This window comes from Mycolicibacterium arcueilense (assembly GCF_058536225.1).
In genome coordinates this window covers 125,284-147,553 of record NZ_JBZTYL010000026.1, presented here as the reverse complement: position 1 = coordinate 147,553, position 22,270 = coordinate 125,284, and the positions used below count along the sequence as shown (strand labels likewise).

22 protein-coding genes are annotated in these 22,270 nt (G+C 66.2%); 15 read left to right on the top strand and 7 right to left on the bottom strand.

Annotated features, from left to right (window positions below; genetic code table 11):
* Window positions 1–113: 113 nt before the first annotated feature.
* A complete protein-coding gene (locus AC4LGL_RS24920) occupies window positions 114–1,814 on the bottom strand; it encodes a nitric oxide reductase activation protein NorD (protein ID WP_491841102.1) in 1,701 nt (566 codons plus the stop codon).
* A gap of 96 nt (window positions 1,815–1,910) precedes the next feature.
* Between AC4LGL_RS24920 and AC4LGL_RS24915 the strand changes: the two genes are divergently transcribed.
* Window positions 1,911–2,840 (top strand): SDR family NAD(P)-dependent oxidoreductase, encoded by a 930-nt coding sequence (locus AC4LGL_RS24915; RefSeq protein ID WP_491841101.1) that lies wholly within the window; start codon window positions 1,911–1,913, stop codon window positions 2,838–2,840.
* 188 nt (window positions 2,841–3,028) lie between these two features.
* On the top strand, window positions 3,029–4,348 hold the full coding sequence (locus tag AC4LGL_RS24910) for a TetR/AcrR family transcriptional regulator (protein WP_491841100.1): 1,320 nt from the start codon (window positions 3,029–3,031) through the stop codon (window positions 4,346–4,348).
* Between the two features lie 7 nt (window positions 4,349–4,355).
* Here the strand turns inward: AC4LGL_RS24910 and AC4LGL_RS24905 are convergent, their stop codons facing one another.
* The 4 genes from AC4LGL_RS24905 to AC4LGL_RS24890 form a co-directional block, all read right to left on the bottom strand.
* The gene (locus tag AC4LGL_RS24905) at window positions 4,356–5,429 is read right to left on the bottom strand and encodes an NAD(P)H-dependent amine dehydrogenase family protein (protein WP_491841099.1); all 1,074 of its coding nucleotides are present in this window, start codon (window positions 5,427–5,429) and stop codon (window positions 4,356–4,358) included.
* Between the two features lie 26 nt (window positions 5,430–5,455).
* Window positions 5,456–6,418 (bottom strand): LLM class flavin-dependent oxidoreductase, encoded by a 963-nt coding sequence (locus AC4LGL_RS24900; protein WP_491841098.1) that lies wholly within the window; start codon window positions 6,416–6,418, stop codon window positions 5,456–5,458.
* Between the two features lie 120 nt (window positions 6,419–6,538).
* The gene (locus tag AC4LGL_RS24895; protein ID WP_055115917.1) at window positions 6,539–7,714 is read right to left on the bottom strand and encodes an acyl-CoA dehydrogenase family protein; all 1,176 of its coding nucleotides are present in this window, start codon (window positions 7,712–7,714) and stop codon (window positions 6,539–6,541) included.
* The gene (locus AC4LGL_RS24890; RefSeq protein ID WP_491841097.1) at window positions 7,715–8,719 is read right to left on the bottom strand and encodes an acyl-CoA dehydrogenase family protein; all 1,005 of its coding nucleotides are present in this window, start codon (window positions 8,717–8,719) and stop codon (window positions 7,715–7,717) included. It abuts the gene before it with no gap.
* 276 nt (window positions 8,720–8,995) lie between these two features.
* On the opposite strand from AC4LGL_RS24890, the gene AC4LGL_RS24885 reads away from it, so the two are divergent.
* The 4 genes from AC4LGL_RS24885 to AC4LGL_RS24870 are packed head-to-tail and all read left to right on the top strand — an operon-like array spanning window position 8,996 to window position 12,608.
* Window positions 8,996–10,120, top strand: a complete 1,125-nt coding sequence (locus tag AC4LGL_RS24885) for an amidohydrolase family protein (RefSeq protein WP_491841096.1) — start codon at window positions 8,996–8,998, stop codon at window positions 10,118–10,120.
* A gap of 24 nt (window positions 10,121–10,144) precedes the next feature.
* On the top strand, window positions 10,145–11,287 hold the full coding sequence (locus tag AC4LGL_RS24880) for an amidohydrolase family protein (protein ID WP_491841095.1): 1,143 nt from the start codon (window positions 10,145–10,147) through the stop codon (window positions 11,285–11,287).
* Window positions 11,287–11,679, top strand: a complete 393-nt coding sequence (locus AC4LGL_RS24875; protein WP_491841094.1) for a Rieske (2Fe-2S) protein — start codon at window positions 11,287–11,289, stop codon at window positions 11,677–11,679. Before AC4LGL_RS24880 ends, AC4LGL_RS24875 begins: the two co-directional genes overlap by 1 nt.
* On the top strand, window positions 11,679–12,608 hold the full coding sequence (locus AC4LGL_RS24870; RefSeq protein ID WP_491841093.1) for an alpha/beta fold hydrolase: 930 nt from the start codon (window positions 11,679–11,681) through the stop codon (window positions 12,606–12,608). Before AC4LGL_RS24875 ends, AC4LGL_RS24870 begins: the two co-directional genes overlap by 1 nt.
* A 19-nt stretch (window positions 12,609–12,627) precedes the next feature.
* On the opposite strand, the gene AC4LGL_RS24865 is transcribed toward AC4LGL_RS24870, so the two are convergent.
* Window positions 12,628–13,101 (bottom strand): hypothetical protein, encoded by a 474-nt coding sequence (locus AC4LGL_RS24865; protein WP_491841092.1) that lies wholly within the window; start codon window positions 13,099–13,101, stop codon window positions 12,628–12,630.
* Window positions 13,102–13,134: 33 nt separating this feature from the next.
* Between AC4LGL_RS24865 and AC4LGL_RS24860 the strand changes: the two genes are divergently transcribed.
* The 9 genes from AC4LGL_RS24860 to AC4LGL_RS24820 all read left to right on the top strand — a co-directional run bounded on the left by AC4LGL_RS24860 (window position 13,135) and on the right by AC4LGL_RS24820 (window position 21,239).
* Complete coding sequence (locus AC4LGL_RS24860) at window positions 13,135–14,424, top strand: NADH-ubiquinone oxidoreductase-F iron-sulfur binding region domain-containing protein (protein WP_491841091.1); 1,290 nt, start codon at window positions 13,135–13,137, stop codon at window positions 14,422–14,424.
* Window positions 14,421–14,642, top strand: a complete 222-nt coding sequence (locus AC4LGL_RS24855) for a ferredoxin (RefSeq protein WP_491841090.1) — start codon at window positions 14,421–14,423, stop codon at window positions 14,640–14,642. The genes AC4LGL_RS24860 and AC4LGL_RS24855 overlap by 4 nt, the downstream gene beginning before the upstream one ends.
* Window positions 14,643–14,746: 104 nt before the next feature.
* Window positions 14,747–16,402 carry a thiolase C-terminal domain-containing protein gene (locus AC4LGL_RS24850; protein ID WP_491841089.1) on the top strand — a complete coding sequence of 552 codons (1,656 nt, stop codon included), beginning with the start codon at window positions 14,747–14,749 and terminating at the stop codon, window positions 16,400–16,402.
* A 3-nt stretch (window positions 16,403–16,405) separates the two neighbouring features.
* On the top strand, window positions 16,406–17,311 hold the full coding sequence (locus AC4LGL_RS24845; RefSeq protein ID WP_491841088.1) for an alpha/beta fold hydrolase: 906 nt from the start codon (window positions 16,406–16,408) through the stop codon (window positions 17,309–17,311).
* Window positions 17,311–18,129, top strand: a complete 819-nt coding sequence (locus AC4LGL_RS24840) for an NAD(P)-dependent oxidoreductase (RefSeq protein ID WP_491841087.1) — start codon at window positions 17,311–17,313, stop codon at window positions 18,127–18,129. The genes AC4LGL_RS24845 and AC4LGL_RS24840 overlap by 1 nt, the downstream gene beginning before the upstream one ends.
* Window positions 18,129–18,917 (top strand): NAD(P)-dependent oxidoreductase, encoded by a 789-nt coding sequence (locus tag AC4LGL_RS24835; RefSeq protein WP_491841086.1) that lies wholly within the window; start codon window positions 18,129–18,131, stop codon window positions 18,915–18,917. Before AC4LGL_RS24840 ends, AC4LGL_RS24835 begins: the two co-directional genes overlap by 1 nt.
* Window positions 18,918–19,066: 149 nt before the next feature.
* A complete protein-coding gene (locus AC4LGL_RS24830) occupies window positions 19,067–20,269 on the top strand; it encodes a cytochrome P450 (protein WP_491841085.1) in 1,203 nt (400 codons plus the stop codon).
* A complete protein-coding gene (locus AC4LGL_RS24825) occupies window positions 20,269–20,469 on the top strand; it encodes a ferredoxin (RefSeq protein ID WP_055115942.1) in 201 nt (66 codons plus the stop codon). The genes AC4LGL_RS24830 and AC4LGL_RS24825 overlap by 1 nt, the downstream gene beginning before the upstream one ends.
* Window positions 20,470–20,471: 2 nt before the next feature.
* Window positions 20,472–21,239, top strand: coding sequence for an alpha/beta fold hydrolase (locus tag AC4LGL_RS24820; RefSeq protein WP_491841084.1), 768 nt, complete (start codon window positions 20,472–20,474; stop codon window positions 21,237–21,239).
* Window positions 21,240–21,346: 107 nt separating this feature from the next.
* Here the strand turns inward: AC4LGL_RS24820 and AC4LGL_RS24815 are convergent, their stop codons facing one another.
* Window positions 21,347–22,240 carry an LLM class F420-dependent oxidoreductase gene (locus AC4LGL_RS24815; RefSeq protein WP_491841083.1) on the bottom strand — a complete coding sequence of 298 codons (894 nt, stop codon included), beginning with the start codon at window positions 22,238–22,240 and terminating at the stop codon, window positions 21,347–21,349.
* Window positions 22,241–22,270 lie beyond the last annotated feature (30 nt).

The window sequence follows — 22,270 nt, the reverse complement described above, 5'->3', positions numbered from 1 at the left end:
CAACGCTGCGGTACGGAAGCGAGCCTATCGCGGAACAGATGTTTGTTTCAACCATTCTTCATAACGAAGCTCGACATATCCGGTCAGACCCAATGACATTCTGGGACTTGCCATCACGACACTCGGCGACGAACCTCGCCGGAACGAATCGCGGAGCGGAACACCGGCCCGATCACGCCGGCGAGCTGATCGGGACCGGAGATGGTGGCGTGAGCGGCACTCCCGAACACCCGACGCAACGACCCCGCGTCGGTGCTGGCGCCGATGGTCAGACATACGCAGCCGGTCCCCCGGTGCCGCGCCTCGGTCAAGGCGCGCCTGGCATCGGCGGCGCCGTAGGCGCGTTCATAGCCGTGGTCGTAGGCCAGTCCGTCAGACAGCACGACCAGTAACCGCCGCGAGGTGCCACCGCGCTCCTCCAAGACCGCCGAACCATGCCGGATCGCCGCTCCGAGACGCGAATATGCACCCGGTTCAAGGCTGTTCAGTCGCCGGAACACCTGCGCATCCAGGTGGTCATCGAACCGTTTCACCGGAACCATGGTCACCGCCGACCGGCCCTGGGAGTAATAGGCATACAGCGACACCCGGTCCCCGAGGTCGTGGAGCGCCACCATCAGATGGGCGACTGCCGTGCGCTGCTGTTGATGCACAGTGCGCCCGACGGTGCCCGGCTCAGCGGCCGAACCGGAGATGTCCAACAGCAACAGCACCGACAGATCCCGCCGGCGGCGCAGACTGTCCAGGTAGACGTTCTCGTCGGGCACCGATCCGGCCCGGACTTCGACGCGAGCCTCCAGCGCGGCGTCGATGTCGATGTCGTCGCCCTGCGGTTGCCGATGACGCCGGTGCAGTCCCATGCCGAGACGTGCCAGGGGGCGCCGCACGCTGATCGCATCCTCGATCTGCTGGGTCGCGTGCGGCTTGATCTGCGGGTCAGCCTCGCGGACGGTGCACCAGTCGGGTCGATAGACCCGGCGTTCGGCGTTCCACTCCGGATACTTCACCCCGTCGGTCTTGACGTCGACGATTTCCTCCGACGACACCGTGGCCAGCGAGGAGACCGCGTGCGCCCCGCGTTTCGTCGAGTTGGTTCGGTGCGTCGGCGAATCGGCGCCGGGCGGTCCCTCACCGCTGCCACCCGACTTGCGCGACGACGCCAAGAGTTTCTTGAGCCATTTTCCGATGGCCCCACCCCCACCGACGGGGCTGGAGAACAGATCGGGATCATCGGAGTCGTCGACGTCGTCAGGATCGAGTTCCTCCAGTTCCCTCTTGTCATCGCGCCGCGGCACATGTGCCACCTGCTGCTCCTCGGCCGGCTTGGCCGCCGCGCACGCCGCCAGGACCTTCCTGGCCTGGATCGCACCGAATCCCGCCGGCGGATCGGGTAACGCACCCTTTCCGCGCGCGATCGCCAGGGACGCAGCGGGTGAATCGCTGCGCGCACCGACGTGTCGATCCGCCAACGTAGCCAGGGCATTTGGCAGAAAGGCGGCATTCGAAAGCAACGCCCGGTGGCCCTCCACTGCCAGGTAGCGCCTGGCCACCCGCCGATGCCGGATCAGCATGCCGACCACCTCGGGGTCCAGGCTGCCCGCCGCGATCAGTGACGCCTGCACGGCTACCGATTCCAGCCGAATGCGGGCGGATGCCGAGGGGTCGATGAACACGGTCTGTCCGTCGGTCCACGGCGCGGCACCTGGGGCGGTCGCGGTCACCGCGACCGGGCGATCCGCGAGGGCGGACGCCAGCATGCCCAACCCGGCGAACCGGCCGTCGTCACCGCCATCGGGCACCTGACACCTCCGCATCCGCGCGTCGTTGACCAAATATCTGTTCCACCGTAGAGTTCGGGCCGACCGGAGTCAATGAACCGACCCGGAACATCAACTGGCAAGGGCTACAAAGTGATCGACTTCAACGACCAGGTCGCGGTGGTGACCGGTGCCGGACGCGGCCTCGGCCGGGTATACGCCCTCGAGCTGGCACGGCGTGGCGCCGCAGTGGTGGTCAACGACCTGGGCGGGTCCATGTCCGGCGACGGTTCGGACGTCGCGGTGGCCGATCAGGTTGTCGGCGAGATCGTCGCCTCCGGCGGTACCGCGGTGGCGTCCTACGATTCGGTCGACAGTCCCGAAGGTGGCGAGGCGATCGTGCGCACCGCCGTCGAACAGTTCGGTCGGCTCGACGCCGTGGTCAGCAACGCGGGCATCTTCAACAGCATCCCGTTCGACGAGCTCTCCGCCGAAGACTGGCGTCGCATGCTGCGAGTGCACCTCGACGGCGGCTTCTATCTGTCCCAGCCTGCGTTCCGGGTGATGAAGAACCAGGGCTACGGCCGGTTCGTGTTCATCGCCTCGTCGGCAGGGATGTTCGGTCAGCACCTCGAAGCCCATTACGCTGCGGCCAAGGCGGGCCTGGTCGGCCTCGCCAATGTGATCGCGCTCGAGGGCGCACCGCACGGAATCCTGGCCAACACCGTACTGCCGTTCGGTATCTCCAGGATGGTCACCGAAACGCTCGGCGATCCGAAAGCGCTTGAGGACAACGGCTTCTTCAAGGCGATCCGGCCTGAGCTGGTGGCACCCCTGGTGGCGTACCTGGCCAGCCGAGACTGCGAGTTCAGTCATCAGAACTTCTCTGCCTGCGCCGGCCGGTTCGCCCGGGTGTTCGTCGGGCTGGGTGAGGGCTGGCTGGCACCCGCCGACAGCAACCCGACCGCCGACGATGTCGCCGCTCATCTGTCGGAAGTGGCTGCGACAGAGCCGTTCACCGTTCCGGGGTCGATCTACGACGAGGTGTTCGCGGTTACCGAGCGGCTCGGCGTCACCGCATGAGCTCTGTGGCGGTGCCGCCGCCGGCGCAATCGGCGCCTCCGCCCGCCACGCCAGTACCGGCCCTGAACCGGGCCATCCGGCCACGCGGGATCCCCAGCCCACCAGCGCCGTTCTGGTAGCCTCTAACCAAATATTGGGTCAGTGACTCAAAACGTATGACGGGAGCCAGCAATCATCGTGGAGCCGCTGTGGGCAGTCCCCAGGTAACGCCTGGGGAGCGCAAGACGCTCAAGCGCACCCCAGGTCGCGCAACCGACGCCGGCTCCGCAGCTGAGGATCGCACGCGCCGCACCGAGATCCTCCAGACCGCCGCATCGTTGATCGCCACGTCGGGCCTTCGCACGTCGCTGCAGGAGATCGCCGACGCGGCCGGAATTCTTCCGGGCAGCCTCTATCACCATTTCGAATCCAAGGAAGCCATCCTGGTCGAACTGCTCGCGCGGTATCACGAGGATCTCGACCGCATTGCCGGGCAGGCCCAGAGCCGGCTGGACGGTCCCGATCCGGCGTCGCCGTTCGACCGTATCGCCGAACTCGGCTCGGATATCGCGCGGTGCGCCGTCGCGCACCGTGCCGCGCTTCAGATGTCGTTCTACGAGAGCCCGAGTTCGAACCCCGACCTCGTCGCCCTGGCGCAACGCCGTCCGACTGCGACGCTCGATGCCATGCAGCAGACGTTGCGAGCCGCCCGCTGGGCCGGCTACCTGCGCTCGGATATCGATCTGGCCGTTCTGGCCGACCGGATCTGCCAGACCATGCTGCAGGTCGGCCTCGACGTCATGCGCCACAATGCCGCACCGGAGAAGGTCGCCACCCTGCTGTGCCGGATTCTGTTGGAGGGCTTGTCCACCGGGCGGCCCACCGACGCCGAACTCGACAAGTCCGTCCCGTTCGCGGCGGCCGACGCGGTGGTGCGCACCTGGATCGAGGAAGCCCGCTCCGAGGCCGACGACAAGACCGCTCATATCCGCGCCGTCGCGCGGGCGGAGTTCGGCCGTCGCGGCTACGAGAGCACGACCGTGCGCGACATCGCCTCCGCGGCAGGCATGGGTACCGGCACCGTCTACCGGCTGATCGGGTCGAAGGACGAACTGCTCGCAGCCATCATGCAGTCGTTCGGCGAGAAGATCGCGGTCGGCTGGACGGAGGTTCTCCGCTCCGAGGGCGCGACAGTGGAGAAACTCGATGCGTTGAGTTGGATCCACACCAATGCGCTGGACCAGTTCGGCGACGAGTTCCGGATCCAGCTGGCCTGGATGCGTCAGTCGCCCCCTGATACCCCCAACCCGGGCTGGCTGTTCACCAAGCGGGTCAAACAAGTGAAATCGCTTCTCTCCGAGGCCATCAAGGCCGGGGAGATCAGCATCGACAGTCCGTCGAACGAGATGCTGGCCCGGACGGTCATCGGCGTGGGCTGGATCCCCGAGAACATCCTGCGGCAGTTGGGTACCCGGGCAGCGCAGATCCATGTGCGGGATACGAGCCTGCGCGGTGTCGTCGCGCCCTGACTGCGGGCTAGTCGAAAGCGTGTCGCGGCAACGTATTCGGTATGTCGAGTGAGCTCAACAAGCCTGCGGGTGCGTCGACGACGTAGGGAATCGCATTGACCACCCGCATCGCGGTGGCCGCCATGGCTGCCTGCCCGGCGCCGTGCCCCTCGGCCTCCCCCAGGTTCATCACGCAGTGGACATCGGGATCTCCCTCGATGTCCACCCGATAGGTGGCGTCGAATTCTGACGCCGGCCAGTCGAGTGCGACGTCCCGCGACATCCGGATGATGTGCTCGATCACGATGGCCTCGCGGCCGTTCACCACGCCGGCAGCGCGTGTGCACACGGCACCGCAAGTTCCCGCGACGATGGTCCCGAACGCCACCTCGATGTCGCGGTCGGTGATCCGCCGGTCGAGCGATCCGCGGATCTCGGACACCTCGGCGCCCAGCGCGTCGGCCATCAGATGAATCGGGGCCTTCCACGCCATCTCGATGAAGCCGGGGGTCTTCAGCATCGGTTCGAAATCCAGTGGGCGTCCGAAACCCATCCCGTCCATCATCACGTCGGCCACCGGGTAGTGGTCGTTGAGGGACACCTCGGTCACGGTGACACGGTCGATCTTCTTCGACTGCGTCGCCAGCATGAGTGCCAACTGATCCGAGGCAAATCCGGGAAATACGCCCGACGCATAGAACGACGAGTTCCCGGCCTTGGCCGCGGCTTCCAGCTGGTCTCGCCATTCTGCCGAGTAGTACGCCGGTGGGTACACCAGTGCCGTCGATGTCGTTGAGACGACGTTGATTCCGGCGTTCAACAGTCGCAGATAGTCCGGCACCGCGCCGGCGTCGCGGTCCGGCCCGCTCGCCGCGTACACCACGCAGTCGGGTGACAACGCGATCAGCGCATCGGCATCGTCGGTGGCGGTTATCCCGAGCGCCGGCCGTCCGGCCAGCTCACCCGCGTCGCGGCCGACCTTCGCCGCCGAGTGCACCCAGACGCCGACCAGTTCGAGATCAGGGCGCTGGGTGACCGCGTCGATCGCGATCGACCCGACACCGCCGGTTGCCCAGACGACGGTCCGCAAAGTCCTTCCCATGACGCACTCCTCTCGGTGGCGACTGCTCATTGGCGTTCGGCCACCATGGCCGCCCGCTCGAGGTAGGACCAGGCGACATCCGGCGGCAACCCGCCACACAGCGGCAGCAGCGGTAGTGGCCTGCCGTTCCGGACGTAACCGGCAGCCTCGTCGATGGTCAGGATCTGGTACGGCCCGCCGGCTTGCCGCAGTGCCGCCACGTCATCGGCTCGCGAGATGCTGGCGACCGTATCGTCACCGTGCCGGTAGGACGCCGCGGTGCGCGCATCATGAAGAAGGTAGGGACCCAACTCATCCCACGCCCGGTCCAGATCGTCGGCCACGAATATCGCGGTGGGTGTGTTCGGTACCGGGAACTGGATCACGCCGGGCTCGTGGCCGTTGGCCCGACATTCGGCCTCGTAGAACTCCTTGAGCCCCGGGGCGGCCGTCTGCGAGATGAACCCGAGGCCGTGCCGCGCCGCGCGTCGCGCTGCGGCCCGGCTACCGCCCGCGATCAGCAGGTACGGTCCGGACGGACCTGCACATCCGGGCGTCACCGTGATCCTTCGGCCGTCATGCTCGACGGTCTCCCCCGCCAGCAGTCGCAGCAGCAGCGTCAGTTTCTCGTCGGCCAGCTTGCCGCGGGCACTCATGTCCACACCGAAATGCTCGTACTCCTCGGCACGGTGCCCGATCCCGAATGCATACGAGACCCGACCCCGACTGATGAGGTCCAGCGCACAGATCTCCTCGGCCAGCCGGACCGGATCCCAGAACGGAATCGGCACGGCAGCAAGCAGAATCGCCAGACTGCTGGTGCGGGCCGCGATCGCCGAGGCGAAGATGTGCGGCGCGGCCAGGTGCCCGTCGGCGGTGCCGTGGTGCTCGGACAGCACCGTCATCACCGCACCCCGGGTTTCGGCCCAGGCGCACATGTCGATCGCGACACCGTAGAGGTCGGTCGCCGGAGTATGCGGGGCACGCATATCGAAGCGCAGCGTGAGCATCACGCCGACTGTAACCTAAGTTTTGTTCCGCGTCACCGGGTATCTCGCCTCCACTGTCACGCCAGAATGGCTGTCGAGCTCGGAAGCCACTCTGGCGTGACGCTGGAGGTCTAAAGCCGCTCAGCGTCGCGGCAAGCCCAGCACCTGGGTCGCGATGATGTTGCGCTGGATCTCCGAGGTTCCACCGGCGATCGTGCCGCCGAAGCTCCGGGCGTAGCGCTCGAACCAGCTGGAGAAGTAGTGGTCGAGGTTCATGTGCTCGTACGGGCCCGACGTGGCCGGGTGGATCAATCCGTCGGGACCGGCGGCGGTCAGCGCGTTCTCGAACGCGCTGCGCTCGGCCTCGGACCCGAACAGCTTGAGCACCGACACCGAGGCCGTGTCCATCTCACCGCGCGACGCTTTGGCCAGCGCCGCAGATCCCATGGCCCGCAAGGCCTGGTAGTCCATGATCGTGGTGGCGTACTGGTCGCGCTCCAGCTCTGTGCGCGGATGAAAGTCGGCCAGCATGTTGTCGATCCGGTCGGCGAAACCGAGCCACATCATGGTGCGCTCGTGGCCGAGCGAGCCGTTGGCCACACCCCAGCCGCCGTTCAGCGGGCCGACCAGGTTCTCGGCGGGCACCCTGGCGTCGGTGAAGAAGACCTCGTTGAAGTCGAGGTTCTCCTCGCCAGTCATGTCGGCGAACGGCCGGCACACCACACCGGGAGTGTCGGTCGGGACGATCAACACGCTGATTCCCTTGTGCTTCGGCGCATCCGGGTCGGTGCGCACGAAGGTCAGCAGCCAATCGGCGTCATGGGCACCCGAGGTCCACACCTTCTGGCCGTTGACGACGAAATGGTCACCATCGAGGACAGCCCGGGTGCGCAACGACGCGAGATCCGAACCGGCGCTCGGCTCACTCATACCCAGCGATGCTGTCTTCTCACCGCGCAGCACAGGCACGGCCCAGCGACGCTTCTGCTCTTCGGAACCGAACGAAAGCAGTGATGCCGCAATGATGTTGACACCCTGCGGGTTGAAGCTGTGATAGATCCGGCGCCGGCACAGCTCATCGAGGTGGACGAAGGTCTGCACCACGGTGGCATTGCGCCCACCGAACTCGGGCGGTTGCGCGGGCAGCAGCCACCCGTTGTCGAAGAGCAGCCGCTGCCAGTCACGGGCCCACTGCGGCATGTGCGACACCGACCGGGGCCGCTCCAGCGTCTGGGCTTCCGAAGGAAGGTTGGCATCGAGGAATGCGGAGAACTCCGCGCGGAACTCCTCGACGTCGGAATCGTATGTCAGCTGCATTTACAGTCCCCTGTAGGTCGTGCGGTACTCGGCGGCGATCAACGCGCGGTGCTCGGCGGCGCCGCCCAACAGCAGCTCGCCGGACTTGGCCCGCTTGAGCGCGAACTGCACGTCGTTCTCCCACGTGAAGCCCATCGCGCCGAACAACTGCAGGCCGTGGCGGAACACCACTGCCTGACATTCCCCGGCTGCGGCCTTGGCCATGGCCGACGCCAACCGCCGGCGCGGGTCATCGGCCGCGATGGTCAACGCCGCGAAATACGACAAGGCCCGTGCTCTTTCTATGGCGACGTGCATGTCGACGGCCTTGTGCTGCACGGCCTGGAACGTTCCGATTGCCACTCCGAACTGCTGACGCTGCTTGACGTGTTCGAGGGCCAGATCCAGGACCCGCTGGCAGGCACCGACCATGGTGATGGCCATCCCCGTCAAGGCCAGGTGGTGCGCCTTCTCGGTATCCACGTGTACGCGGTCGGTGTCGTCGACGTGCACGTTGTCGAACGACACTTCGGCCACATGCAGCACCGGATCGAAGATCGAGCTGCGAACGACGACCACCTTGGCCGCGTCGACCAGGAACACGCCACCGTCGGTGACCACGGCGAGGTTCTGCGCCCGGTCGCCGTCGAGCACGTGCCGGGCGGTCCCGGTCAGCACCCAGCCGGTGGCATCCCGGTTAGCCGTCACACCGCTGTAGACCGCAGCACCGGCCTTGGCCGCGTCGAAGCGGTCCCCCGCCAGAGGTGCGTATTGCGTCATGGTCGCCAGGTAGGGAGTCAGATCTGTGGCCCGACCGAGTTCTTCGAGCACGATCGCCAACTCGACGGCGTTCTCCGAGTCGGTGAGCTCAGTCCAGCCCTGGTCGATGTAGCTCTGCCACAGCGGTGTCGGATCGACACCCTGCTCGGCCACCTCACGGACCAGCGTGGCCGGGCACTGTTTGGTCACCGCATCGCGCACGGTTTCCTGCCATAGCCGCTGATCGGCATCGAATTCGAGTAGCACCCGCCGCCTCCTGCTGCACTGTCACGTTCGGACGAGAATATCATTCTCTTTCTATGTTGTGACATTCTCCTCTGGCAAGTGGGCGTTCTCCGAAGCTCGCCGCTAGGCGACCGACCAGCACCGCAGCTACCTGCGCGTAAGCGCTGTCGCCATCCGAGAACTATGTTCTTGCAATAGAAGAATATGGATCTAGACTGGCGATACGGTCCGGCGTGAAAGCACGTCGCCAATCGCGGTGTGCACAGCTCGTTCCCGGACGAACATCGGAGGACAGTCTTGGCAATCAACGACCCGGCGCAACCCGGCGGTGCGAGAACGCCCGTCATCGACGCGAGCGTTCACGTCTTCTTCGGATCCAACAAGGACCTGCGGCAGAACTTCCTCAAGGAACCGTTCGCCAGCCGCGGCTTCCCCGATTACGAGATGAACTGGTACGGCGCACCGGGTGGCGAATACGCCAAGGACACCAAGGGGCCGGACCGTCAGTACCCCGGTTCCGATCCCGATATCGCCGCGCGGCATCTGTTCACCGAGCGGGGCGTCGACATCGCGATCCTGCACCCGATGACCCGCGGCATCATGCCCGACCGCCACCTCGGCTCGGCGCTGGCCGCCGCACACAACGCCATGATGGTGACCCGTTGGCTCGAACACGCCGAACATGGTGAGCGGTTCCGCGGCACCATCCGGGTGAACCCGGACGACATCGCCGGCGCCCTGCGCGAGATCGACAAATACAAGGACCACCCCCGCGTCGTGCAGATCGGCATCCCGATGCAGTCCCGCGAGCTGTACGGCAAGCCGCAGTTCTGGCCGCTGTGGGACGCCGCCGCCGAGGCCGGGCTCCCGGTGGCCGTGCACATCGAGGGCGGGGCGGGCATCCAGTTCGCGCCGACCCCGTCGGGCAAGACCCGAACCTATGAGCAGTACCTGGGCTTCATGGCGCTCAACTACATCTATCACCTGATGAACATGATCGCCGAGGGCGTGTTCGAGCGGACGCCGACGCTGAAGTTCGTCTGGGCCGACGGTGCCGCGGATCTGTTGACGCCGTTCATGTGGCGGATGGACTGCTTCGGCCGTCCCCACCTGGAGCAGACGCCGTGGGCGCCCAAGATGCCCAGCGACTATCTGCCCGGGCACGTGTACTTCGTCCAGGGCGCACTGGACGGACCAGGTGACACCGAGTTTGCCGGCGAGTGGTTCGGCTTCACCGGCAAGGAAGACATGGTGATGTTCGGCTCCAGCTACCCGCACTGGCAACTGAACGAGCCCGAGGTCCCCAGCGCGTTCAGCGCCGAACAGCGCGACAAGTTGTTGTGGCGCAACGCGGCCGGACTTTACGGCCTGGACAAGGCTCTTGCAGACCTGGTCCCATCGTCCGCGGTCGCGGCGCAGTAGGCACTCGAGGGAGGCACAGTACAGATGTCCATCACAACCAACCCTAGGGTGCCCGCAGCCGAACGGATCGCAGTCCGTTGCGTCGACTCCGACGTGCACCCCATGCCGCGACGCGGCGAGCTGATCGAGTACATCCCCGAGCCCTGGCGCAGCAAGTACTTTCTGAGCCACAAGGTCGGCGATCAGATCTACTATGACGCCCCGGACTACGCACACGCCTTTGCCATGCGGGTGGATGCTTTCCCGCCGGATGGCGAATTCGCCTGCAGCGACCCGGATATGGCGCTGCGCCAGCTCGTCATGGAGGCTGGCTCCGACATCGCCATTCTCGAGCCGACGCACTCCGAGCAACGACTCGGTGAAGCCACTGCGGCCTACTGCACAGCCACCAACCTCTGGCTGGCCAACCACTGGCTGGACAGCCACAACAACTGGCACGAGCGCTGGCGTGGATCGATCTGCGTCGCGATCGAGGAACCGCAGACCGCTGTGGCCGAGATCGAGCAGTGGGCCGAACACCCCTATATGGCACAGGTTCTGATCAAGGCCGAGCCGCGTCCGTCGTGGGGCGACCCGAAGTACGACCCGGTCTGGGCCGCGGCCACCAAGCACGACATCACCGTGAGTTGCCACCTGTCGCGTGGCGAGTTCGAGACCCTCCCGACGCCGCCGGTCGGACTGCCCAGCTACAACCACGACTTCATGGTGAGTTACTCGCTGCTCGCGGCCAATCAGGTGATGAGCCTGATCTTCGACGGGGTGTTCGACCGGTTCCCGACGCTGCGCATCGTGTTCATCGAGCACGCCTTCACCTGGATCCTGCCGCTGATGTGGCGCATGGATGCCCTCTATGAGAAGCGCAAATCCTGGATGGACATCAAGCGCAAGCCGAGTGAATACGTCAAGGAACACATCAAGTTCTCGACGCAGCCGCTGGACTATCCCGAGGACAAGACCGAACTGTCGCGGGCCTTCGAGTGGATGGAGTGCGAGAAAATCCTGCTGTATTCCAGCGACTACCCGCACTGGACTTTCGACGATCCCCGCTGGCTGGTCAAGCACCTGCCCGAGCATGCGCGGGAGGCCATCATGTTCCGCAACGGCATCGAGACCTACAAGCTGCCCGAGACCGTCCCGGTCCTCGAGGGACAGGCCCGGGTGTTCTGATGAACGAGCCCGCGAAGCGTCCCCGACTCGCGCAGGGGCGTGAGCATGCCGTCGCCACCGTCGACGAAATCCCGCCCGGCACACACAAACTGGTGCCGATCGGGCGTCACGGTGTCGGCGTGTACAACGTCAACGGCACGTTCTACGCCATCGCCAACTACTGTCCGCACGAGGGCGGCCCGCTGTGCTCCGGTCGTGCCCGTGGGCGCACGGTGGTCGACGACAAGGTGCCCGGCGACGCGGTAATGGTGCGCGACAAGGAGTTCATCTACTGTCCCTGGCACCAATGGGGTTTCGAGTTGGCAACCGGCACCACCGCGGTGAAGCCGGAGTGGAGTATCCGTACCTACCCGGTCCGTGTGGTTGGAGAAGATGTGTTGGTGATGGCCTGATGAGCGAGCTTGCGAGCGAATCAACGGTTCTGGCGGCAGTTCTGCAGCTCACGCCGGGCGAGAAGATCATGGAGATCAACGGCGGCAACGTCGTGTACGAACTCCTGGGCGACACCGGGGATTTCATCGCCCTGACCCCAGGTGGGCGGTTCAGCAAGGACATCCCGGGATTGCGGCCGTTGGCGGAAGCCCTGGTCGAGGGCGGCTACCGGGTGCTGTTGTGGGATCGGCCGAACTGCGGCAAGTCCGATGTGCAGTTCTACGGGCAGAGCGAATCACACATGCGGGCCGAGACGCTGTACCGGCTGATCACCGCCCTCGAAATCGGGCCGTGCTTTATCATCGGCGGCTCCGGTGGGGCGCGGGATTCGATGTTGACGACGATGCTCTATCCCGAGATCGTTCGAAAGCTGGTGGTGTGGAACATCGTCGGCGGTGTGTACGGATCGTTCGTACTCGGCGGCCACTACGTCACCCCGAGCATCCTGGCAGTCCGCGGGCTCGGAATCGAAGGATTGCTGAACGTGCCCGAATGGCGGGAACGGATCGCGGAGAACCCCGCGAACCGGGAGCGCCTGCTCGACCTCGACGCCGACGAGTTCCTGAAAGTCATGCTGCGGTGGCTCAATGCGTTCGTGTCGAAACCCGGCCAGACCATTCCGGGCGTTCCCGATGAGATGTTCGACAACATCACCGTTCCCACCCTGATCATCCGTGGTGGCGAAAACGACTGGGATCACCCCAAGCGCACCTCACTCGAAGTGAGCTGCCTGATCAAGGGTTCCGAGCTGATCGACCCGCCCTGGCCCGAGGACGCCTGGGAGCGGGCCGGCGAGAGATTCGCCCAAAGCGGCGGTAAGACCTTCTGCCTGTTCGACACCTGGGTGCAGGCGGCCCCGGCGATCATCGACTTCCTGAGGTCCTCGTGACGACGGTGCCGCCGAACCGTCACACCGTCCGGATGTGCACCTCGCAGTTCAACGAAGCCTCAAGGGCGGTGTGGACGCGGCTTTCCGGGATGCGAGCCAGATCGGCTTTGTCCAGCGTCACCGTCACCACGTCCCAGCCTTCTTCGTCGACGGTCCGCTCGATCTCACCGGTCAGGCCGAACCCGGCCAGCACACCCCGGACATCCTCATCGGTGCCGCGGCTGACGAAGGTGACCACCCCCGCCGTTGGACTGGTGCCAAATGCCTTGGCGCACAGTTCCATCGCGATGCCCTGCAGCTCTGGCGCATCGTTGCCGGCGATCAACACCTCGACCTCGCGGCGATGGCCGGGCAGTTCGGCGAGCTGGTTGTCCAGCACCTCGGCCCCCCGGTCGCCCAGCAACTCACGAAGCGTTGCCATGCCGTCGGACAGCTGCTCCGCACCGAGCTCACCAGCCGGGTCGACTCCGACGCGCACCACCGCAGTTCTCATGCCGGTAAGCCTAACCGGGGACGGGATGTGACCATGACAGCCGAACTCAGCGTCGCGGTATGGCCGGGGATCACCCCGCGCCTGCTCCGCGACCGGCCGGAGAGCCTGGCGGAATATCGGCAGTCCGGAGGCTATGGGGCCCTTGCCGATACGGATCACCTACTGGCCGAGGTTCAGGCCAGCGGGCTACTGGGCCGGGGTGGCGCGGCCTTTCCCTTGGCGGTGAAGCTGCAGACGGTGCGCGACAACGGGCGGGATGCCTCAGGCACAGTCGTGATCGCCAACGGTGAAGAGGGTGAGCCGGCTTCGATCAAAGACCGCTGGTTGCTGCGCAACCGCCCGCATGCCGTGCTGGACGGCCTGCGACTCGCTGCCGGGATTGTCGGCGCCGACCGCGCCGTCGTGTACGTATCGGATTCGTCGGCAGCCGACTGTGTTGAGCGCGCGCTCGACGAAATCTCCGCCGACCTGGACGGTGTGACGGTCGAACTACTCACCGTCGTACCGGGTTACGTGGCAGGCGAGGAAACCGCCGCGGTGCACGTGGTCAACGGCGGGCCGGCCAAACCCACCGACAAGCCCCCACGCCCTTTCGAGGAAGGGGTGGACGGGAAGCCGACGCTGATCAGCAATGTCGAGACACTGGCCCACCTGGCGTACCTCCACCAGCACGGCGCCCGGACGTTCCGGGAGTTGGGCACCGAGGCCTCACCCGGAACCTTCCTGGCCACGATCACCGGTGCCGGACGGGCGCCCGCGCTGTACGAGCTTCCGCACGGCATCGCATTCGCCGATCTGCTGACCCTGCACGGAGTGTCGCCCGACAACGTCCGCGGGGCCTTGATGGGTGGGTACTTCGCCGGGCTGGTCAACCGCGACATCGTCGACGCTACGCTGGATCACGAGACCGTCCGGGCATTGAACAGCGGGTTGGGCTGCGGCGCGATCGGCATCCTCACCGATGACTGCCCGGTCGCGGTCGCGGCCTCGGTGCTGGCCTACTTCGACCGGGAGAACGCCGGCCAGTGCGGGTCCTGCTTCAACGGGACCGCCGCGATGGCGGCCGTTGCGGTCGGACTGCGCGACGGTAACGCGACGCAAGAGGATCTCGATCGGCTGAAGCGCTGGTCGGTGGTGCTGCGGGGCCGCGGCGCCTGCGCGACGCTCGACGGCGCGGCGAATGTGGCAGCCAGCCTGCTGGCCCAGTTCCCCGATCACGTGCAGCGCCACCTCGAAAATGGCTGTCAGACCTGCCGTTCCGGTGCTTTCACCGCCGCACGGCCGTACGAAGTGGAGTCCGTGGAGGCGGTGGTGGCGGTATGAAGGTCAAGCTTGATCGCACGCTGTGCGATGGCTTCGGGTTGTGCGCCAAGCACGCACCGGAGTACTTCCCGCTGGACGACTGGGGCTACGCCTCGCTTGAGGGCGACGGCAACATCCCCGAAGCCGACGAGGACGCGGTCCGACGGGCCCTGCTGGACTGCCCGGTGCACGCGATCATCGAATTGCAGGACACGCGGGCCGAACGCGAGGCGGGTTGACCCGGCTCGGATAGGTCTCGGATGGGTAGAGGCTGGATCACCGATCCCGGAAACTGGTAACGTGATTCTCCACACAGAATAACCTGCTTACCACCGGAGTCGAGTTGTCACAGATACCGGGACGTCCGCTCCCGACGGTCACCACGCTCAACGAGTATTTCTGGACCGCGGGCGCCGACGGGGTGCTGCGAATCCAGGAGTGCCAGGACTGCAGCGCCCTCATCCACCCGCCGCAGCCGGTCTGCCGGTACTGCCGCAGCCGCAACATGGGAGTGCGCGACGTGTCCGGGCGCGGATCGCTCGCCGGGTTCACGGTCAATCACCGTTTCGGGTTCCCCGACCTGCCGCCGCCGTACGTCGTGGCCGAGGTTGCCATCGCCGAGGATCCCCGGGTCCGGCTGACGACCAACATCGTCGATTGCGAGCCGGACGATTTAAAACTAGGAATGCCGGTCGAGGTCGAGTTCCAGCACATCGAGGATGTCTGGCTGCCGGTGTTCAAGCCGTCGTCCGACACCACCTCAACCCCGCCGGTCGCCGAACCCGTCGCGCCCCAGGACGTCGTCAAATACGTCCGGCCGATGCTGACCAAGGAGAAATTCGAGGATCACTCGGCCATCACCGGGATCGGGATGTCCAAGATCGGTCGTCGACAGATGGTGCCGCCGCTGGCACTCACGATCGACGCCGCCGAAAAAGCGGTCGCTGATGCCGGTTTGACGTTCGACGACATCGATGGACTGTCCACCTACCCTGGCCTGGCGATCGCCGGTATGGGCGAAGGCGGCGTGAGCGCACTGGAGGGCGCACTCGGACTCCGGCCGACGTGGATCAACGGCGGCATGGACACCTTCGGCCCAGGCGGCTCGGTGATCGCGGCGATGATGGCCGTGGCCACCGGTATGGCGCGCCATGTGTTGTGCTTCCGCACGTTGTGGGAGGCGACGTTCGGCCAGCTGGTCAAGGAGGGCAAGATGTCCCCTCCGATGGGTGGCCGCAGCGACAACTGGCAGCATCCGTTCGGGTCCACCTCGGCGGCACATACGTTGGCGCAGAACGCCGGTCGCCACTTCGACCGGTACGGCACCACGCGGGAGACCCTCGGCTGGATCGCGCTCAATCAGCGCGCCAATGCGGCGCTGAACCCGACCGCCATCTACCGCGATCCGCTGACCATGGACGACTACCTGTCGGCCCGCATGATCACCACTCCCTTCGGTCTGTACGACTGCGACGTGCCGTGTGACGGTGCGGTGGCTGTCATTGTCTCGGCTGTGGACGCTGCGCGCGATCTGGCCAAGCCGCCGATCCTGTTCGAGGCCGTCGGCACCCAGATCATCGAACGACTCGACTGGGACCAGACCACGCTCACCCACGAGCCTCAGGTGCTCGGGCAGAGTGCACATATGTGGTCGCGAACCTCGTTGCGCCCCAGCGATGTCGACGTGGCCGAGCTCTACGACGGGTTCAGCTTCAACTGCCTGTCCTGGCTGGAGGGGCTGGGCTTCTGCGGCATCGGCGAGGCCAAGGACTTCCTCGACGGCGGCCACAACATCGCCCGCGACGGCATCATCCCGCTCAACACCCACGGCGGGCAGCTCTCGCACGGCCGTACCCACGGGATGGGGCTGATCCACGAGGCCGTCACCCAGCTGCGCGGCGAGGCCGGCGAACGTCAGGTCAAGGATGTGCGCGTCGCCGTGGCCAGCAGCGGCGGCCTGACCCCCAGCGGCGTGCTGCTGATGCGCAGGGACGACTAGGTCATGTCGTCGACGGCGAGCAAGGCCGATCCGCACCCCAGAGTGGTGATGGTCGATGGCGTTCCGATGTCGGCACTGGTCGCCGAGTCCCCCGACCCGCGCGCCGTCGTCGTCGCATTGCACGGCGGCGCCACCACGTCGGCCTACTTCGACTGCCCCGGCCACCCGGAGCTGTCCCTGTTGCGGACCGCCGTCGGCCAGGGGTACACCGTGATCGCGCTGGACCGCCCTGGCTACGGTGCATCCGCGGCCTACCCGGACGCCATGGCGCGACCCGAACAGCGGGTCGCGTTGGCGTTCGGGGCAATCCAGCGCATCGCCGGTACGGCTGAGCTGTTCGTCCTCGGCCATTCGATGGGCTGCGAATTGGCCCTGCACCTGGCCGTCCAGCGGCCCGAGGTGCTCGGTGTGTCACTGGCCGGCACCGGCCGCCGGTATCACCCGGCCGCTCAAGAGTTGCTGAAGGACGCCTCACCTGTGAACAGGCCACGCGGTCTGCGCGAGCTGTTGTGGGAACCGGCCCGGCTGTATCCGTCGGATGTGATCGGCGCCGGATTGTCTGCGGGTGGCACCGCCTACGAGGGTGATGTCGTCAAAACCTGGTCACGGCAGGAGTTTCCGGCACTGGCCGGCCAGACCACCGTGCCCGTGCAGTTCCTCGCGGGCGAGTACGAGAACGTCTGGGAGTCCGATGCCGAGGCACTGGCCGCGATCGGTGCGATGTTCACCGTCTCGCCGCGGATAGAAACTGGCGAACTGGCCGACAGCGGACACAACCTCAGCGTGGGGCTGACCGCCGATACCTATCACCGCAAGGTGCTGTCGTTCGCCGATGAGTGCGTGGCCAACCGTGGCCTCGCGCCGGCGAAAGGCACTGTGAATACCGAACTGGAAGTGGAGGCAGGTTGATGCGAGTCGGATTTATCGGGCTGGGCAGCCAGGGGGCGCCGATGGCGCGACGGATCGTGGAAGGCGGATTCGAGACCACCCTGTGGGCCCGGCGCCCGGCCTCTCTGGAACCCTTCGCCGACACCGGCGCCAAGACCGCGGGCTCCCCCGCCGAACTGGCTGCCGCCAGCGATCTGGTCTGCCTGTGCGTGGTCGGCGACGACGACGTCCGTCAGGTGCTCGACGGCGAGTCGGGCGTGCTGGCCGGACTGGCCCCGGGCGGGGTCATCGCCATTCACTCGACCGTGCACCCCGACACCTGCCGCGAGCTCGCGGAAAAGGCCGCCGCCCAGGGAATCACCGTCATCGATGCCCCGGTGAGCGGTGGCGAACCCGCTGCCTCGGCCGGCACCCTGCTGGTGATGGTCGGCGGCGACGAAGACGTTGTCGAGCGCGTGCGTCCGGTGTTCGCCACCTACGCCGACCCGATCGTGCACCTGGGCGGCGTAGGCGCCGGCCAGGTCGCCAAGATCCTCAACAACCTGCTGTTCAGCGCCAACCTGGGCGCGGCCATGAGTGCGCTGGAACTCGGTGAGGCACTGGGAGTTCCGCGTCAGGCACTATGCGAGGTGATCTCACGCGGTTCGGCCACCAGCAAGGCACTCAACAGCATCGCGATGTTCGGCGGGACGCTGGACAACCTGGCACCGATCGCCGGGGCGCTGCTGCAGAAGGACTGCAGGCATGCCGCCAGCCTGGCCGATGACGCCTCGGCTCCCCAGGGCGCGGTGTTTGATGCGGCGGACAATGCCCTGGCCATCATGAACCATCCCCGCTGATGCGCGTCGGTTTCATCGGAGCAGGCCGGATGGGCACACCGATGGTGCGCCGCCTGGCGGGTGCCGGGCACCAGGTGCGGGCATTGGGACGCGACGACGAAAAGCGGGCCGCGGTAGCCGAACTCGGCGCTGAGCCGGTGAGCTCGCCACTCGCGGCGGTCACAGGCGCGGACGTGACGATCGTCTGTGTGTTCACCGATGAGCAGGTCAGGGAACTCTGCCCGGATCTGATCGACGAGATGCCGGAAGGATCGGTGCTCGTGCTGCACACCACCGGCAGTCCTCGCACCGCCGAGGCCCTCGCCGAGCGAGGGGCGGCGCGCGGCATCGCCGTCATCGACGCTCCGGTCAGCGGCGGACCGCACGACATCGCCGCCGGGACCGTCACGGTGTTCGCGGGTGGTGACACCGACGCGGTGGCCCGCGCCCGTGAGGTGCTGACGGCCTATGCCGATCCGGTACTGCACGTCGGCCCGGTCGGCGCCGGGCAGCGGGTGAAGCTGGTGAACAACGCGTTGTTCGCCGCGCAGATCGGCGCCGTGGCCGAGGGCGTGCGCCTGGGCGATCGCCTTGGCATCGACGAGGCGACACTGCTGACCGCCCTCACGCACGGCAGTGCGGCCAGCCGTGCCCTTGGCGGTATCGCCGCCACCGGCTCGGCCGACGCCTTCATCGATCGGGTCGGCGAATTCATCGGCAAGGACGTCGCGGTGGTCCGCAGGACAGCCTCTGAACTGGACAGCGACCTCGGCCGGCTCGAGGGACTCCTCGACGCCGCCGTCAGGTAACCCAATCGGACGTCACGACCTGATCAGCACCCATTTTGTGCTTTTCAAACACTCTCAACAGAGTTACTGTTAGCGTTACAGTTCAACAGTTTCCCGTAACGTGTCACGACACTTCCGGCCCAGCCCGCCGCGAAGGAGGAGCCAGCCCAATGACCAAGGCCCAGGTGATCTTCGATCCGTTCTCCGAGGAGTTCTTCAACAACCCGTTCGACATGTACCGCCGGATGCGCGAGGACGCACCGCTGTATTACAACGAGGACTCCGACTTCTATGCCCTGACAAGGCATGAGGACGTGTCGGCAGCATTGAAGGACCACGAGGCGTTCTCCTCGTCGCGTGGCTGCGATCTGGCCATGGTCCAGAGCGACGAGCCGCCGCAGAAGTCGATCATCTTCATGGACCCACCCGATCACCGGCACATGCGCAGCCTGCTCAACAAGGCTTTCACCCCGCGCATGATCCAATCCCAGCGCGACACCGTCGTCGAACAGATCGACCACCACCTCGGCCTGATCGACTCCGACGAATTCGACGTCGTCCAGGACTTCTCCGGCCCCTTCCCGGTCGAGGTCATCACCCGGATGGCCGGCGTCGACCCGGAATACCGCCAGCAGGTCCGGCATTGGATCGACACCAGCCTGTCGCGTGAGCCGGGGCAGATCGGCTACTCCGAGGCCGGCATGCAGGCCAACATCGACACCGGCATCTACTACTACGGGCTGGTTCAGAAGCGCCGGGAAAACCCGCAGGACGACATGATCAGTCGGCTCATCGCCGCGGAGATCCCCGGCGAAGACGGCCAGATGCGCCGCCTCGACGACATCGAGATCACCGGATTCGCCACCCTTCTCGGTGGTGCGGGCGCGGAAACCGTCACCAAGCTCGTCGGCACCGCGATGGTGCTCTTCGCCCGCAACCCCGAGCAGTGGCAGAAACTGCTCGATGACCGTGAGAAGGTCGGGGCCGCTGTCGAGGAGTTGCTGCGCTTCGAGGGCCCGGTGCAGTACAACGTCCGCTACACCCTCAAGGACGCCCACGTGCCCAGCGGCACCATTCCGGCGGGCAAGGCGGTCTTCCTGATCAGTGCGGCGGCCAACCGCGATCCCGATGCGTTCACCGATGCCGATACCTTCGACATCGACCGCGACCGCACGGAGGCCCAGAACCTGGGGCTGGGCTACGGCATCCACAGCTGTCTCGGGGCGGCACTCGCCCGGATGGAGAGCGCCGTCGCCTTGGAGAAGCTGCTCGATTTCATGCCTCGCTACGAAGTCAAATGGGATGAGCTGCAACGGGTTCACATGCAGAATGTGGCGGGTTATTCGCACGTGCCGGTGAGGGTGTTGCGGTGATGGCGAAAAAGGTTCACGTCGATTTCGAGATCTGCGAGAGCAACGCGGTCTGCATGGGGATCATCCCCGAGGTGTTCGACCTCGACGATCAGGACTACCTGCATATCCTTCAGGAGGATGTGACGCCGGAGAACGAGGCGCAGATCCGCGAAGCGGTTCGGCAGTGCCCGCGCCAGGCCATCTCGATCGTGGACGAGTAGGCGTGCGGTTCGTCTTCGTACACGGCGGTTTTCACGCTGCCTGGTGCTGGGAGCGAACCATCGCCGAGCTGCAGAGTCTGGGTCATGACGGCGTCGCGGTAGATCTGCCCGGGCACGGCGCCCGGGTCGCCGAAGAGTCCACGCTGGCCAATCGGCGCGCCGCGATCCTCGACGTGATGCAAGCCGGGGATGTGCTGGTCGGGCATTCGGGCGGCGGGTTCGACGCCACCCTCGCCGCCGATGCGGCCCCGGAACTGGTGGGCCACATCGTGTACCTGGCCGCGGCGCTGCCCAGGGAGGGCCGCACGTATCCCGAGGCCATGGCCATGCGTTCGGCCGACGATGAGTTGGGCGGCGAGTTCGATGGTGATGTCGGCGAGATGCTGGGCTATCTGCATTTCGACGACGAAGGTGCGATGCACTTCGCCGACTTCGACGGCGCGTGGCGCTACTTCTACCACGATTGCGACGAGGCAACGGCCCGTTGGGCTTTCGAGCGTCTCGGCCCGGAGCGGTTCGGTGATACCACGGTCACGCCGGTGTCGGTGCCACAGTTCTGGGCGGCGGATCTCCCCCGTAGTTTCATCCGCTGCCTGCAGGATCGCTCGATGCCGCAATGGCTCGCCGACACGGTGACCAAACGTCTCGGTGTCGAGCAACTCACGATCGACGCGTCGCACTCCCCGTTCCTGAGCCGGCCACGTGAGCTCGCCGAGCTGTTGGTGCACGCCACCACGACGACGCCGATCGGCGCACTGACGCCGGCTTAGGTTCCCCTGCCACTACGCCGTCTTCGACACCTGGGTCGCGTCGAGCGAAGAACCACGACCCCAGCGTCGAAATCGGCGGCCCGGCACGGGCCCGCGCCCGGCCCTGGCTAGGCGGCGATTACCGACTTGCCGAACTGCTCAGTGGCCTCCAGTGCATGGGCCAGGCTGTCTCCGGGCAGGGCCACGTGGAGCCAGGTGACCCCGAGTGCGGCAAGCTTGTCCACGCCGGCCAGGTACGCGTCGGCGTTGAAATCGTCGCTGCCGGGGTTACCGCCTTCAAAGTTGTTGAACACGATGTCGATTCCGGCGGGATCGCGACCGACCGCGGTAAGCCGGGCCCGTAGATCCTCGATGCCGGCGGCCAGGGCGTCCAACGAGTCCATCGCGGCTGTTCCTGCGGTCTTGGCCAGGCCCGGTGGTGCGGCGAACGGGCACCAACCGTCGCCGTGCTTGGCGACCCGGGCCCGCGCCGCGGACGTGTTGCCGCCGATCCAGATCGGTGGATGCGGAGTCGCCCCCGGTCGCGGATGCGCGGTGATACCGCGTGCGCTGAAGTTCTTACCCTCGAAGGTGTAGTCATCGGTGGTCCAGATGCCACGGATCACCTCGAGGGCCTCGTCGAACAGTGCAGCGCGCTCGTCGAAGGAGACGCCGAGCGCGGCGAATTCCCGCTTGAGATAACCGACTCCGACGGCCAGCGTGAACCGGCCACCGGACAGCAGGTCCAAACTCGCACCAGATTTCGCCACCACGAAGGGATTCCGATACGGCAGCACCACGATGTTGGGCACCAGACGCAGCGTCGTGGTGTGCGCCGCGGCGAACGCCATGGCCACGAACGGGTCCAAGGCGTCGTGGCCGCCCGCATCGAGCCAGCGCTGAGATGGAGCGGGATGGTCGGTGAATCCGAAGCCGTCGAAACCCGCAGCCTCGGCCGCAGCGGCCATCGCGGCAACTCCGCTGCCACTCACCAGATCTGGATGGTACGGATGAGTGTGCATCGGGTACGTGATGCTGTAGCGCACTGCGGT

Coding starts and splice junctions, on each gene's coding strand:
- AC4LGL_RS24845 (WP_491841088.1), top strand. CDS start 16,406: ATGTCGTCGACGGCGAGCAAGGCCGATCCGCACCCCAGAGTGGTGATG.
- AC4LGL_RS24920 (WP_491841102.1), bottom strand. CDS start 1,814: ATGCGGAGGTGTCAGGTGCCCGATGGCGGTGACGACGGCCGGTTCGCC.
- AC4LGL_RS24860 (WP_491841091.1), top strand. CDS start 13,135: ATGACAGCCGAACTCAGCGTCGCGGTATGGCCGGGGATCACCCCGCGC.
- AC4LGL_RS24835 (WP_491841086.1), top strand. CDS start 18,129: ATGCGCGTCGGTTTCATCGGAGCAGGCCGGATGGGCACACCGATGGTG.
- AC4LGL_RS24905 (WP_491841099.1), bottom strand. CDS start 5,429: ATGGGAAGGACTTTGCGGACCGTCGTCTGGGCAACCGGCGGTGTCGGG.
- AC4LGL_RS24865 (WP_491841092.1), bottom strand. CDS start 13,101: ATGAGAACTGCGGTGGTGCGCGTCGGAGTCGACCCGGCTGGTGAGCTC.
- AC4LGL_RS24825 (WP_055115942.1), top strand. CDS start 20,269: ATGGCGAAAAAGGTTCACGTCGATTTCGAGATCTGCGAGAGCAACGCG.
- AC4LGL_RS24855 (WP_491841090.1), top strand. CDS start 14,421: ATGAAGGTCAAGCTTGATCGCACGCTGTGCGATGGCTTCGGGTTGTGC.
- AC4LGL_RS24840 (WP_491841087.1), top strand. CDS start 17,311: ATGCGAGTCGGATTTATCGGGCTGGGCAGCCAGGGGGCGCCGATGGCG.
- AC4LGL_RS24900 (WP_491841098.1), bottom strand. CDS start 6,418: ATGCTCACGCTGCGCTTCGATATGCGTGCCCCGCATACTCCGGCGACC.
- AC4LGL_RS24815 (WP_491841083.1), bottom strand. CDS start 22,240: ATGCACACTCATCCGTACCATCCAGATCTGGTGAGTGGCAGCGGAGTT.
- AC4LGL_RS24880 (WP_491841095.1), top strand. CDS start 10,145: ATGTCCATCACAACCAACCCTAGGGTGCCCGCAGCCGAACGGATCGCA.
- AC4LGL_RS24895 (WP_055115917.1), bottom strand. CDS start 7,714: ATGCAGCTGACATACGATTCCGACGTCGAGGAGTTCCGCGCGGAGTTC.
- AC4LGL_RS24870 (WP_491841093.1), top strand. CDS start 11,679: ATGAGCGAGCTTGCGAGCGAATCAACGGTTCTGGCGGCAGTTCTGCAG.
- AC4LGL_RS24875 (WP_491841094.1), top strand. CDS start 11,287: ATGAACGAGCCCGCGAAGCGTCCCCGACTCGCGCAGGGGCGTGAGCAT.
- AC4LGL_RS24830 (WP_491841085.1), top strand. CDS start 19,067: ATGACCAAGGCCCAGGTGATCTTCGATCCGTTCTCCGAGGAGTTCTTC.